Source organism: Nesterenkonia flava (genome assembly GCF_031432335.1).
Taxonomy (GTDB): domain Bacteria; phylum Actinomycetota; class Actinomycetes; order Actinomycetales; family Micrococcaceae; genus Nesterenkonia; species Nesterenkonia flava.
The window spans coordinates 1-12,813 of record NZ_JAVKGT010000015.1 but is presented as its reverse complement, the minus strand read 5'-3'; the positions used below and the strand labels follow the sequence as shown (position 1 = coordinate 12,813).

Below are 12,813 nucleotides of genomic sequence, written 5' to 3'. Positions count from 1 at the left end.
GTCAACAATCCAACGTGAGGACGTTCATGGCTCAGCTGTCTCCCATTCTGAAGCAGGCCACCCCAGTTGTCGCTACCCACGGGGAGGGCATCTACCTCTACGACGACGCCGGCACCCGTCACCTCGACTTCACCGCCGGCATCGGCGTCACCTCCACCGGACACTGCCACCCCAAAGTGGTGGAGGCGGCCCAGGCCCAGGTGGGGCGCCTGATCCACGGTCAATACACCACGGTGATGCACCAGCCCCTGCAGGAGCTGATTCAGGAACTCACCTCCGCGCTGCCCACGGGTCTGAACTCCCTGTTCTTCTCCAATTCGGGTTCGGAGGCGGCCGAGGCAGCCCTTCGTCTGGCCCGTCAGGCCACGGGCCGGCCCAATATCGTGGTCTTCCAGGGCGGCTTCCACGGCCGCACAGTGGCCGCAGCCTCCATGACCACCTCCGGCACTAAATTCCGGGCCGGGTTCAGCCCGCTGATGAGCGGGGTGGTGGTCTCCCCCTTCCCCAATGCTCCGCACTACGGCTGGAGCGAGGAGCAGGCCACCGACTTTGCCCTCTCTGAGCTGAACTACGTGCTGCAGACCCAGTCCAACCCGGCGGATACGGCCGCATTCCTCGTCGAGCCCGTGCTCGGTGAGGGAGGCTACATCCCCGGCACCGCACGGTTCTTTGAAGGACTGCGCGAACGCGCCGCACGGCACGGGATTCTGCTGATCATCGATGAGGTTCAGACAGGATTCGGCAGGACGGGGCGCTTTTGGGGCCAGGAGCATTTCGGGGTGACGCCCGACGTCATGATGTTCGCCAAAGGAATCGCCTCCGGTTTCCCCATCTCGGGCATTGCCGCGTCCTCGGAGCTCATGGCGAAGGCCTGGCCGGGCTCGCAGGGCGGCACCTATGGCGCCAACGCCGTGGCGTGCGCCGCAGCCGTAGCCACCCTGGGAGTCATCAGGGATGAGCAACTCGTCGAGAACTCCCAGCGGCGGGGGGAGCAGCTGCGGAGCGGACTGCGCGAGGTGGCGGCACAGTACCCGCAGATCACTGATGTGCGCGGCCTGGGACTCATGGTCGGCAACGAGTTCCGGGATGAGAACGGCACGCCTGACGGCGCCACAGCCTCTGCCGTGCAGCAAGAGGCGGCCCGCCGGGGACTCCTGCTGCTCACATGCGGCGCATGGGGGGAGGTCGTGCGGTTCATTCCCGCACTGGTGGTCACCGAAGACCAGATCAGTGACGCGGTGGGCATCTGGAGGGAGGCCGTGGCGGCAGTGCTGGGTTAGCGCCTCTCGGCCGAAGAATGGGGCTAGTGCCACACGCGCCGAAACGCCGGACTCACGCCCCGCGCGCCTGCGGGGTTCACCAGATGCGGCTGGTCAGCTTGGGGTACTTGGGAGCGAGGTCATCTCCGGAGGAGGTCCGGGTCACCCGGCGCTTCACCCACGGGTACAGATGATCACGGGTCCAGGTCACCTCGCCCAGAAGACGCTCGGGAAGCGAGGAGACCTGGGGCTCCTCCAGCTCCGGCGGATCGATCTCGTCCTTCTGGCCGAGCACCGCCAGCACTTCCTTAGCCATCTGGATATGTCCCTCAATGCCCAGATGCATGCGGTCGACGTCCCAGTAACGCCAGTCCTGGAACTGCCGCATGTGCCAGAAATCCACCAGGTCCGCCCCAAAGTCATCGGCGATCTTGCGCACGTGCTCGTTGTAGATGGCGGTACGGCCCCGGGTCACGCGGAACATCGGGGCCTTGCCGGAGTCGAACCCCGTGAAGAGCAGCACGCGAGCCCCGGTTCCGGCGAGCTTCTCCACCGCGTGGCGGTAGCGCTCCATGAGTCCGTCGATGTTGACCACCGGACGCAGAATGTCATTGCCACCCGCATACAGAGTGACCAGCGTCGGCTTCAGCGCTAGGGCTGCGTCGAGCTGCTCATCGAGCACCTGCTGGAGCTTCTTGCCGCGGATGGCCAGATTCGCATAACCCCATCCAGGCTCATTGGAGATCAGCTGACCGGCCACCCGGTCTGCCCAGCCGCGCACGCCATTGGGGCTGGAGGGGTCGATGTCCCCGACCCCTTCGGTGAATGAGTCACCAAGGGCGACATAGCGCTTCTCGAAAGGACCGTGGAGCTCATCATGTGCGGACATATCACCACCCTACCCCCGGCGGTATTGGGGCAGGCAAAAGTTCCCGACGCCGGCCCACCTCGTGGAGAGGCGGGCACAGGCGCCCGGCGCAGGGAGAACTCAGTAGAGCGGATTCGCCCCCGGGGGCCGCTCCTCGGGAGCCACCGGCCCCGGCGCGGTGCCTTCGCCGAACGGTGAGCCGCCGAGCTTCTCACGACCGTGGTCACTGAGCCAGTTCTGCAGATCGGGGCCCACCGGCACCACCTGGGTGGGATTGATGTCCTCGTGCACCACGTAGTAGTGCGCCTTGATCTGATCAAAGTCCACGGTGTCACCAAACCCGGGGGTCTGGAACAGGTCCCGTGCATAGCCCCACAGGTTCGGCATCTCGGTGAGCTTATTGCGGTTGCACTTGAAGTGCCCGTGGTACACAGCGTCGAAACGGACGAGCGTCGTGAACAGCCGGACATCGGCCTCGGTGATGGTGTCTCCCATCAGGTACCGACGGTCCGCCAGCCGCTCCTCCAGCCAGTCCAGAGCGGTGAACAGCCGGTCATAGGCCTCCTCATAGGCCTTCTGCGATCCGGCGAAGCCCGCACGGTAGACCCCGTTGTTGACCTCGGTGAAGATCCGTTTGATCACCGGCAGCATGTCATCGACGAGGTCCTCGGGCAGCAGGTCGGGCGCCCCCTGACGGTGGTGCTCCTTCCACTGCGTGGAGAGGTCCAGGGTCAGCTGCGGGTAGTTGTTGGTGACCACCCCGCCGGAAGGCACATCCACCAGCGCCGGCACCGTGATGCCGCGCGGGTAATCAGGGAAGCGGGCAAAGTAGTTCTCCTGCAGCCGCTCGGTGCCCAGCACCGGGTCCCGCCCGTCGTCGGTGAGGTCGAAGGTCCAGGAGCGGGCATCGTGCACGGGGCCCGGAGTCGCCAGGGAGATGGCCTCCTCCAGACCGAGCAGCCGCCGAATGATGATCGAGCGGTGCGCCCAAGGGCAGGCCCTCGCGGCCACCAGCCGGTAGCGCCCCGGCTCCACAGGCCAGGCTTCGGCGTTCTCGGTCAGCCCCCGCGCCCGGGGATCACCGATCGAGGAGGACTCTTCGCGCGGAGCTGCGGTGACGGCGTCGACGTCGGCGACCACACGGTCCTCGATGTAGTTGGTGTCGCGGGTGAACTCCTCACCTGTGACGTAGGCGCCCTTGGTGGAGTACTCGGTCTCAGCGGTCTTCTGCGGTTCTCCCATACCCCCAGCGTATCGGGGTCCGCCTGAAAAGTGACTGGACGGCTGCCGTCATCCCGCCTCGGAGCGCCGGGATACTTCGAGGCTATCGGTACGGTAGAGGACAAGCGGGCCGGGACTGGCCCTTTAAGCACGAGAGGACAGGGCTGACGGTGAGCACGACGACGGCGATTCAGGTTCTGACCTGCGACAACCCCTCCCCCATGACACTAGAAGGCACCAACACCTATCTTCTGGGGCGCCCGGATCAGGCTGAGGTCGTCGTCGTCGACCCGGGGCCAGACGGGCATAAGGAGCACCTGCACGCGGTGCTGGAGTCTGTGGGAGACCGGTCGGTGGCGGAGATTCTGGTGACCCATCGGCATGGAGACCACACCGGGGCGGCCAAGGCGCTCAGTGCTCGCACCGGTGCCCCGGTGCGTGGATTCGATCCGGATCAGTGCGTGGCTGGCGGACAGGGGATCGTGCTGCCCCTGGCCGAGGGTGAAAAGATCCTGGCCGGTGGGCTGAGCATCGAGGTGCTCCACACCCCGGGGCACACCGGGGACTCGGTGTGCCTGTGGATTCCCGAGGAGAACGCGCTGCTCACCGGAGACACAGTCCTGGGCCGCGGGACCACCATGGTCGACTTCCCCGACGGAACGCTGACGGAGTATCTGCAGACCCTGGAGCGTCTGATGGACTACGCCCAGGCACGCATGCTGCCGGCCCACGGACCCGCCCACGAGCAGCTGGGACCGGTGGTGCAGCGGTATCTGGAACACCGGCACAGCCGCCTGGACCGGGTCCGGGAGCTGGTGGCCGAACACGGCCAGGACCTGAGTCCGGAGCAACTGGCAGAGCTGATGTATGCCGGGCGCTCCCCCATCCATCCGCACATCACCCACCAGATCGCCGCGGCCCAGCTGGAGCATCTGCGCAGCCTGGGCGAGCTTTAAGGCGCATCAGCACGGCGGAGGACGGTCTCAGAAGGGCCGTTTGATATAGGGCTTCTCCTGCCAGCGGATACCGTCAACGGCCACACCTTCAGCCTGCAGGTGATCCACCAGCGCTGAGGCGGCAGAGGCGAGCCGCTCGAACGCGTCGGGGCTGCTGTGTCCCACCGGCCCGCCGGCGTACAAAGTCACCTCCAGTACTGGGCGGCCCCAGGTGTCCTGAGTGCGTTCAGAGACCACGGCCAGCTGCCCGTCGGTCACTCCCACCATGGGCGCACCTGCCACGTCTTCGCGGAAGGGGTCCATGAACCCGGTCAGCTCTTCGAGGGTCTCCTCCACTGCATCGAGATCGGCCGCGGAGATCTGCGCCTGCAGAGGCGCCCACTCGTCGGCACCTAGCCGCGCCGGACCCCAGTCGCTGCGTCTGCTCCACCGCATTGCTCTCTCCTTCATCACCCGCTGATGCGGAAACCTCCTCCTGCGCCGGCGCCGTCCTCCTCGGTCCGCAGTGTGTGCCACGTCTCACTGGGCGTGGGCTGAACAAATCCGCGCCGGAACCGCGCTCGGGAACTCTAGGATATGTCTATGGGCTCACACACTGCTGTTGTCACAGGTTCCACTGCAGGACTGGGCGCCGCGTTCGCCCGTCAGCTCGCCGCACAGGGCTATGACCTGGTGCTGGCCGCACGCACCGAGGAGAGGCTGCAGGCCCAGGCCGAGTCGCTGTCCTCCCAGTACGGAATCCGCACCGAGGTGATCGTGGCGGACCTCAGCACCGATGACGGTGTGGGGGCGGTGCAGGAGCGCCTTGCCGATGACACCCATCCGGTGCATCTGCTGGTCAATAACGCCGGCCACGGGTTGGCCACAGACTTCCTGGACTCGGAGCTCGAGGACGAGCGGACCCTGCTGCGCCTGCACGTGCAGACCACCATGGAGCTGACCCACACCGCGGCACGGTCTATGGTGCGCCGTCGTGCTGGTCGCATCATCAACGTGGCGTCGGTCGCCGGATACACGCCCACGGGCACCTACTCAGCGGCCAAGTCCTGGGTGATCACGTTCTCCAAAGCCCTGCACCAGCAGCTGAAGTCCGACGGCGTCACAGTCACCGCCCTCTGTCCTGGTCTGGTCCGCACCGAGTTCCACTCGCGCTCAGGCATTCGGGTCTCCGGTGCCAAACGCTGGATGTGGCTGGACCCGGAGGACGTGGTGCGCCAGGGGCTCACCGCCAACGCTCAGGGCGCGGCAGTGAGCGTCCCCTCCCGCACGTATCAGGCGCTCACCGCCTCACTGAAGTTCATCCCCGACTCGGTGGTGCACTGGGCGGTTGATCGCGGGATGGGCGTCCCTGGACAGGGTGATCAGCCCGGCGAACTGACCATTGCTGAGGACGGCTCGGAGAACTCTGAAGAGACCGAACGCACTGATACCGGAACGGTCAGCGCAGCACGTCCACGATGAGCCGGGTGCCGTCCTCGGCCTCCCAGACGCTCACTCGGAATTCTCGGGCCTCATCGAGTCCGATGTAGTAGCTGGCCGCTCCGTGGTGGACAAAGGTGGTCCGGACATCGGTGAAGACGGTGCCCTGATCGTCATGCAGGGCCTCCAGCTCGAGGTGCCCCTGTTCGGCCCCGGCGTTGCCGGGGGCAAGCCCCACCGCTCCGAGGTAGAGAATGGCTCCGCCGTCGACGTCCAGGGGGAAGCCGGAACCTGGTTCCACGGCCTCCTCGACGTATTCTGCGTACCACCCCGGGGCGCCTTCGCCGGCGTGGTCGAACACGATCCGGTCATAGCCCTCGTGGAGTCCCACCCGCACGTCCTGCAGGAGGAGCTCGGCGTCGTCGGGCACAGGGCTCAGCGGTTCGGGAAATCCGTCAGACTGCTGGGCCTCGAGACCGAACTCGCTGGCATCCAGAGGCTCCGGGGTCTGTGCGCTCTGCTCCTCAGGCGCACCCTCGGTCTCCTCGCCCTCGGCGGCTTCCTCCTGGGAGCTCTGCGTCATAGCGTCCGCAGACGGGGGCTCCGTCTCCTCTTCAGTGGGCGATTCTGCGCCCTGAGCGGCCGAGGAATCCTCCGGGCCCGACTCATCCGGCGGAGGCGGCGTATCCGCTGCGGTGCTGCGGGATTCGGCCTCACCGGTGGCGGGCGCGTCTTCGACGGTGCTCGCCTCTGGGGCCCCGTCCGGAGCCTCTGGCTCATCCGGGGAGTGCTGACCGCAGGAGAGCACCAGCAGCAGCGCCGCCAGCGCGGGGGAGGTCCGCGCAAGGGTGCGCCACGAGACTGCGCGGCGGCCGCGCGCACTGCGGGCATCCGATCTCTGCGAGTCCATGAGCATCACCTGGGGCTGTGTGGTCAGTGTCTGGGTTGGGCAGTCTGACGGTGTCTGGGTCACTTTTGGGCCTCCCCCACGGTAGTGGCATCCACCGGGTGAAGTCCCGCTCAGAGACCCTTCTGGGCCGAACTGTTGGCGAGTTGTTATCTCCTGAAGGTGAGGCACCTCCCCGCCCGGGGCATTCTGGGGGCGCGACGACGGCGACGTTTTAGTGTTTGCGGTCCTCCTCCCGCAGCTCGGCGGTCTGGGCTCCCTCGTTCTCCTCCTGCCGCTCGCGGCGTTCCCGGTAGGCCTCCTCTCCGGGGCCGGCGAAGTCGCGGTTGCGCTCCACTGCGGCGATCGACCCGGTGAACAGGGATGCATCCTCGGCGGAGTCGGTGACGGGATATTCGGCGGTGCCGGTCTCGGCGTCCACCGCGCCGAACTGGCCGGTGGCCACCGACTCGGGCTTCCCGCCCAGGGCGTCTTCGTTGGTGATGAGCATGCGCTGGGTCATGACCGCATAGGGATGCTCGGCCCGCAGGTAGTTCACCAGGTCCTCGCGGATTAGGCATCGCAGGTCCCAGAGCTCTCCGGAGTTGCGTGCGGAGACCACCACGCGGGCTTTGACGTGCCCATCGACGGCGTCGGTCACCTGCAGGCTGTAGGTATCCCCGTCCCAGAGGTCGCTGGACTCCAGCAGTCGCTTCAGTCGCCCGCGCAGCGCATCCATGGGCACCCGCCAGTCGACGTCGAGCTCTACGGTGCCCAGCAGCTCGGTGCCCACACGGGTCCAGTTCTCAAAGGGGGTCGCCACAAAGTGCGCGCTGGGGTAGATAAACCGGCGGCCGTCCCAGGACTTCAGCACCACGGCAGAGAGCGTGATCTCTTCCACGGTCCCGAAGTTATCCTCAATCACCACCACGTCGCCGACTCGGATGGAGTCGGTGAAAGCCAGCTGGATGCCGGCGATCACGTTGGCAAGTGTGGACTGCATTGCCAGACCGGCCACCACGGAGACCACGCCAGCGGAGGCGAGCAGACCGGCGCCCAGGCCCCGAACGTCCTCGTTGAGCAGCAGGACCGCCGCGACGGCCAGGGTGATGATGACGGCGGCCAGGATGCGTCCGATGAGGTTGACCTGGGTCTGCACGCGCCGCCCGCGGCGGTCCTCGATATCTGGCTCCCCCTCTCCGATGTACTTGGAGAGGATGATGGCCTCCACGATTTTCACCACGCGCAGCGCCCACCAGGCTACGCAGACGATGACGGCGATCAGCAGACCCACGTACAGCGGCGAGCGCCACCACAGGTCGGGATCTGCCGCGTAGTTGACGCTCAACGCCGAACCGGCGAACAGGAGGATGAGAAACATCGGCAGGCGCGTGCGATTGACCGCTCGCTTGACCTCGGCGGCCCGCCGGAAGATTTGCTTCAGGATGGTGGAGGCGGCAAAGGTCACCGCCAGCGCCAGGGCCGCAGAGATGCCGACGCCGATGAGCAGGCCCATGTAGGGGCCCGCGCTGGAGACGATCTGCTCGAACTCCTCCGGAACGTGGCCTTCGACCTCACTGGTGATGTCATCGGCTGGATTCTGCTGCGCGGCGTCCTCGTCATAGAGTGTCTCCTCCTCCGCGGAGACCAGTGACAGGGGCGCGGTGAAGGCAGCAGAAAGACCATGGGGGAAGAGCATGCACACGATGATGACACGGCCAGCGGGAGCGGGACTACTCTCAAAATTTGCTGGTATTTCCCGCCAGCGGGCCTGAGAGGGGAGAATGGGCCCGATCAGTTGCCTCTGCTGCTAGGAGAAGAATGCTCAGCCTCGTCGACCTGCGCGGCCGCCCCGTCAATGCGGCCGAAGTCCTGCCCCGTGCCGATCAGAGCGTCACGGCCACCGTGGACGCGGTGATGCCGATTCTGCACGAGGTGCGTGAGCGTGGCACTGAGGCGGTGCTGGAGTTCTCCGAGAGGTTCGACGGCGTCCGCCCCGGGTCTCTGCGGGTGCCCTCCGAGGTGCTCCAGCAGGCCTTGGAGACCCTGGACCCCCAGATTCGGGAGTCGTTGGAGACCCTGATCTCCAGGGCGCGGGAGGTGCACGCGGCGCAGCTGCCCGCCGGCTCCATGGTCTCCCCCGGCCCGGACGCCCGCATCACCAATCGGTGGGTTCCCATCCAGCGTGTGGGACTCTATGTCCCCGGCGGCCAGGCCGTCTATCCCTCCTCCGTGGTGATGAACGTGGTACCGGCGCAGGTGGCCGGTGTGGAGTCCCTGGCCATCACCTCCCCGCCGCAGAAGAACTTCGGCGGGTGGCCTCATCCGACGATTCTGGCGGCCGCAGCACTGCTTGGTGTCGATGAGGTCTACGCCGCCGGCGGAGCACAGGCGGTGGCGATGCTGGCCTACGGCGCGCGCGACGACGCCGGTGAGCTGGTGTGCCCGCCCGTCTCCCTGATCACGGGTCCGGGCAATATCTTTGTGGCCACCGCGAAGCGGGCGGTTCAGGGTGTGGTCGGCATCGACGCCGAGGCGGGCCCCACGGAGATCATGATCCTGGCCGATGAGACCGCTCCGGCCAATCTGGTGGCGGCAGACCTCATCTCCCAGGCGGAGCACGACGAGCTGGCGGCCTCGGTGCTGGTCACCGATTCCATGGCGCTGGCCCAGGCCGTGCAGACCCAGGTCGCCGAGCAGGCTCAGCGCACCCGGCACGCCGAGCGAGTGAAGGCCTCGCTGAGCGGCCCGCAGTCTGCGGTGCTCGTGGTGGATTCAATCGACACGTGCGTGGAGATCGCCAATGCCTACGGGGCCGAGCACCTGGAGATCATCACCGGCGACGACCTCGCCCTTGCCGATCGCATCCACAACGCGGGTGCGATCTTCCTCGGCTCCTACACGCCGGTCTCCCTGGGCGACTACTGCGCCGGCTCCAACCACGTGCTGCCCACCGGCGGAGCGGCGGCCTACTCCTCGGGCCTGAACGTGACCAGCTTCCTGCGCTCCCAGCAGGTGATCCACTACGGCCGCGAGGGACTGCAGCTGGTGGCGCCCTACGTGGAGACCCTGGCCCAGGCCGAGGGCCTGCCGGCCCACGGGGACGCCGTCACCGCGCGCTTCCAGTAGTCCCATCGCCACGGCGGCTCCCTGACGACCGCCGAGTCAGAGACGCTGCCGAAAAAGGCACAGAGGCTGTTCCGCCCGTCCCTGTGAGGGACTCTGCGGAAACAGCCTCTGTGTCTCTGGGCTGCTGAGCAGTCAGCCGCTGAGCAGCGCCGGTCAGGCCTGGCTGATGAAGCCGGTGTTGACCCACCCGGTGACGGTTTCGCCGTCGTGGTCGTACTCTGCCCTGAGCCATTCGCCGCGCTGCTCCAGTGCCCGCAGCGTGGTGTTGCGCGGAACCTGGCGCAGCTTCTCGCTGGAGGTGCTGGGCTCCTCCCGCAGCGGAACGCTGTAGGTAGCCCGCCACGTCTGCACGTCGTCATCGGCGCTGCCGGAGATCCGGGCGTTGGTCGACGAGCTCGACTGCAGAGAGATGGTGGAGGCGTTGGCCCCGGTGCTGTGCACCGCGAAGTAGCTCTCTCCGTAGCCGCCAGGATTGCCTTGCAGGCTGTGTGACGCCGAGCAGGAGGGCCAGTGGTTCCAGCCGCCCTGCTGCCACAGCGCGTAGGCACGGTTGATCTGCTCTTCCTTGGACGCCTGGTGCGGGTAGCCGGAGCCACCCACGGCCCGCCAGGACGACAGGGAGAACTGCAGGCCGCCGTAGTAGCCGTTACCGGTGTTGGTCGACCAGTTGCCGGAAGACTCGCATTGAGCCAGGTGATCCCATACCTGGCTATAGGGGCCGTGTGCGCTCTGGGCGTGCATCCCCGTGGTGGGGCCGCGGTTTCCGGTCTGCTGGGTGGGACCAGAGTCTGCCGGCGTGGTCGACGGCGAAGCGCTGGGCGCGGGTGTCGAGGGAGCCGGCGTCGTCGGGGTCTGGGTGGAAGGCGCGGGTGTCGAGGGAGCCGGCGTGCTCGGGGCAGGTGTGCTCGGAGCTGGTGTCGACGGCGCTGGGGTGGACGGCGTCGGCGTGGCAGGAGCAGCGGGGGTGCTGCTGGGGCGCTGGCTGGGAGTCTGCGTCGGTGATGCCGAAGGGGCCGGTGTGGAGGAGGCCGGGCGCGGACTCGGAGTGGAGCTGGGGGTCGAGCTTGGGCTGGCGCTCGGGCTCGGGGATGAGCTGGGTCGCGGCGTTGAGCTCGCCGACCGGCTTGGCGACGGCGTCGGGCTGGCAGCGGGTTCCGGCTGTGCCTCCGCCGGAGATTCTGCGCTCGGGGCCGAAACCGGGCTCGGGGACGGGGTGGGGCTCGGGGTCGGGGTCGGCGTCGCGGTCGGCGCAGGCGCGGGGGTTGATTCCCGGGTGGGCTCGGCGGTCGAACGCGGAGCCGGGCCGCTCGTGGTGGGTGCAGCAGGACGCGGTGACGCTGAGGGCGCGGACGGGGCGGAGTCCTGCGTGGCACGCGGTGCAGGGGACTCATCCGCGCTGTTCCGCTCGGCGCGCTGCGGCGCAGGAGCACTCTGGCGCTCAGCCGGGGCGGCGGCGGACGCGGGCGCCGAGGGAGCCTCGACCGACGGGCTCGGTGCCGGGGCTGCGGGAGCTGCGACGGACTCGCCGGTGAAGTTCAAGTAGGCGCTGGCCATCCATCCGGTCTGCCCGTCGATGCTGACCTGGTGCCAGCCGCTGCGCACCTCTCCGGTCAGTTCCAGGGTCCGGCCCGGGGCAATGCCGCGTATCACGGCGTGGTCCGTGCTGGGACCTGTGCGGAAGTTCTGCCACACCGTGGTCGTGGCGGTGGTGGGGTCTGCCTCTACGGCCTCCAGATAGGCCGAGTGCACCCAGCCGGTGGTGCCGGCAAAGGTCATGCTGGCCCAGTCCCCGCTGTGCCCGGTCACGGTCACCTCAGTACCCGGATCCAGGACACCGAGCACGGGGTGCTGGGTGCCCGCGCCGCTGCGGACCCGCAGATGCACGTCAGTGACGGTGTAGGTCTGCTCGGAGTCGGCGGCTTCAGGGGTCTCTGCAGTGCCGTCGTCGTCGCTCTCCACAAGCTGGAGGTGGTGGGAGTGCGCCCACAGGGTGCGCCCCTCGGAGAGGAAGCTGACCCATTCGCCCTGTCGGCCCGTGGGCACAATCTCGGTGCCGGGATCCAGGACACGCAGCATGGGGTGCTCCAGGCCAGGGCCGGAGCGGGCACGCAGCCACACGCCTTCCACCCGCAGGGGCGCGGTGAGCTCCTGGGACTGGGCTGATGTGCCGGTGGTCTCAACGGGCTCCAGATAGGCGCTGTGGGACCAGCCCAACTCACCGTTGCGGCGGTGCTGGACCCAATCGCCGTCAGTTGCCGTCACAGTGATCTCCTCACCTTCGGGCATTCCTTGGATGATGCCGTGCTCAATCCCGGGACCGCTGCGGACGTTCAGCGGTGTGGTAACCCGGTAGCGCTGCTCCTGCTGCTCAGCCTGAGTGGTGCTCAGCTCCACACCTTCCAGCAGATGCGGGGCCTGCGGGGTGGCGCTGGCATCGCTCGAAGGCGTCGCCGGCAGAGTGCTTGCCTGGGCGGGGGCCTCCCCGGCGCCGCTCAGGGGCAGGGCCAGTCCGACCGCCAGAGTGCTGGCAACCGCTGGTGAAAGCTTTTTGGGCACAGTACTGCTTCCTCACTAGTCGTCCGTGGTGAACGGCTCCATGTGGCGCCCGTCAGACCGCCCTCCAGCACAGATGCTTCCCGGGGATGGGAGCCCCGGCAGGCTGGTGGACGGCGTGTCAAGGCGCCGATGATCAACTGAGGGGAAGCAGCACTCCTGCTTCTCACGATGGGAAGCGGTCAGCAGGAAGCGCCGTCAGTCGACACCACTCTAGACAGGGCAAAAGGCGGCGGCCAGAGCAGCGTTGAACCTTTAGTTGAACGCTGCTCGAGCGGCTGACCTGGAGTGAGGAATTAGGAAGAGGGCAGGACAGTCGCGTCCCAGTGCCACTACCGCAGGACACCGCATCGCAGACTGTGCTGCCCTCTTCTGGCATCAGTCTTTCATTCCGACACGAACATCCGAGGCCGACAGGCCAGATCGTGATGAGTTCGTGATCTCTCAACCTGACGCGGCGCTGCTTGGGGGTTATAGGCCATAAATGTGTTGCTGAGTAGGCCTGCTTCCCAGTGCTGGGGC

The 12,813-nt window shown here is 67.3% G+C and carries 10 protein-coding genes; 4 read left to right on the top strand and 6 right to left on the bottom strand.

Features of this window, described 5'->3' with window-relative positions:
• Positions 1 to 26 precede the first annotated feature (26 nt).
• Positions 27 to 1,280 (top strand): aspartate aminotransferase family protein, encoded by a 1,254-nt coding sequence (locus RH857_RS07050; protein WP_310537269.1) that lies wholly within the window; start codon positions 27 to 29, stop codon positions 1,278 to 1,280.
• Between the two features lie 76 nt (positions 1,281 to 1,356).
• On the opposite strand, the gene RH857_RS07045 is transcribed toward RH857_RS07050, so the two are convergent.
• Both RH857_RS07045 and RH857_RS07040 read right to left on the bottom strand, forming a co-directional pair.
• Entirely contained in the window at positions 1,357 to 2,148 is a 792-nt protein-coding gene (locus tag RH857_RS07045) for an SGNH/GDSL hydrolase family protein (protein ID WP_310537268.1), read from the bottom strand.
• Between the two features lie 99 nt (positions 2,149 to 2,247).
• Complete coding sequence (locus tag RH857_RS07040; protein ID WP_310537267.1) at positions 2,248 to 3,369, bottom strand: glutathione S-transferase family protein; 1,122 nt, start codon at positions 3,367 to 3,369, stop codon at positions 2,248 to 2,250.
• 149 nt (positions 3,370 to 3,518) lie between these two features.
• On the opposite strand from RH857_RS07040, the gene RH857_RS07035 reads away from it, so the two are divergent.
• Positions 3,519 to 4,304 (top strand): MBL fold metallo-hydrolase, encoded by a 786-nt coding sequence (locus tag RH857_RS07035; protein ID WP_310537266.1) that lies wholly within the window; start codon positions 3,519 to 3,521, stop codon positions 4,302 to 4,304.
• A gap of 27 nt (positions 4,305 to 4,331) precedes the next feature.
• Here the strand turns inward: RH857_RS07035 and RH857_RS07030 are convergent, their stop codons facing one another.
• Positions 4,332 to 4,739, bottom strand: coding sequence for a hypothetical protein (locus RH857_RS07030; protein ID WP_310537265.1), 408 nt, complete (start codon positions 4,737 to 4,739; stop codon positions 4,332 to 4,334).
• A gap of 147 nt (positions 4,740 to 4,886) precedes the next feature.
• Here RH857_RS07030 and RH857_RS07025 point away from each other — a divergent pair, with 147 nt between their 5' ends.
• On the top strand, positions 4,887 to 5,765 hold the full coding sequence (locus RH857_RS07025; protein ID WP_310537264.1) for an SDR family NAD(P)-dependent oxidoreductase: 879 nt from the start codon (positions 4,887 to 4,889) through the stop codon (positions 5,763 to 5,765).
• On the opposite strand, the gene RH857_RS07020 is transcribed toward RH857_RS07025, so the two are convergent.
• Both RH857_RS07020 and RH857_RS07015 read right to left on the bottom strand, forming a co-directional pair.
• Positions 5,743 to 6,633 carry an AMIN-like domain-containing (lipo)protein gene (locus tag RH857_RS07020; RefSeq protein ID WP_310537263.1) on the bottom strand — a complete coding sequence of 297 codons (891 nt, stop codon included), beginning with the start codon at positions 6,631 to 6,633 and terminating at the stop codon, positions 5,743 to 5,745. The two genes, RH857_RS07025 and RH857_RS07020, sit on opposite strands and share 23 nt — an antisense overlap.
• A 211-nt stretch (positions 6,634 to 6,844) precedes the next feature.
• Complete coding sequence (locus RH857_RS07015; protein WP_310537262.1) at positions 6,845 to 8,308, bottom strand: mechanosensitive ion channel family protein; 1,464 nt, start codon at positions 8,306 to 8,308, stop codon at positions 6,845 to 6,847.
• A gap of 122 nt (positions 8,309 to 8,430) precedes the next feature.
• Between RH857_RS07015 and hisD the strand changes: the two genes are divergently transcribed.
• Positions 8,431 to 9,738 (top strand): histidinol dehydrogenase, encoded by a 1,308-nt coding sequence (gene hisD, locus RH857_RS07010; protein ID WP_310537261.1) that lies wholly within the window; start codon positions 8,431 to 8,433, stop codon positions 9,736 to 9,738.
• Between the two features lie 153 nt (positions 9,739 to 9,891).
• Here hisD and RH857_RS13670 read toward each other — a convergent pair whose 3' ends face one another.
• Entirely contained in the window at positions 9,892 to 12,294 is a 2,403-nt protein-coding gene (locus RH857_RS13670) for an SH3 domain-containing protein (protein ID WP_374761133.1), read from the bottom strand.
• Between the last annotated feature and the right edge of the window lie 519 nt (positions 12,295 to 12,813).

Bases quoted from the DNA above. Each gene is read 5' to 3' on its own strand.
- RH857_RS07050 (WP_310537269.1), top strand. From the start codon at position 27: ATGGCTCAGCTGTCTCCCATTCTGAAGCAGGCCACCCCAGTTGTCGCT.
- RH857_RS07045 (WP_310537268.1), bottom strand. From the start codon at position 2,148: ATGTCCGCACATGATGAGCTCCACGGTCCTTTCGAGAAGCGCTATGTC.
- RH857_RS07040 (WP_310537267.1), bottom strand. From the start codon at position 3,369: ATGGGAGAACCGCAGAAGACCGCTGAGACCGAGTACTCCACCAAGGGC.
- RH857_RS07030 (WP_310537265.1), bottom strand. From the start codon at position 4,739: ATGCGGTGGAGCAGACGCAGCGACTGGGGTCCGGCGCGGCTAGGTGCC.
- RH857_RS07025 (WP_310537264.1), top strand. From the start codon at position 4,887: ATGGGCTCACACACTGCTGTTGTCACAGGTTCCACTGCAGGACTGGGC.
- RH857_RS07020 (WP_310537263.1), bottom strand. From the start codon at position 6,633: ATGGACTCGCAGAGATCGGATGCCCGCAGTGCGCGCGGCCGCCGCGCA.
- RH857_RS07015 (WP_310537262.1), bottom strand. From the start codon at position 8,308: ATGCTCTTCCCCCATGGTCTTTCTGCTGCCTTCACCGCGCCCCTGTCA.
- hisD (WP_310537261.1), top strand. From the start codon at position 8,431: ATGCTCAGCCTCGTCGACCTGCGCGGCCGCCCCGTCAATGCGGCCGAA.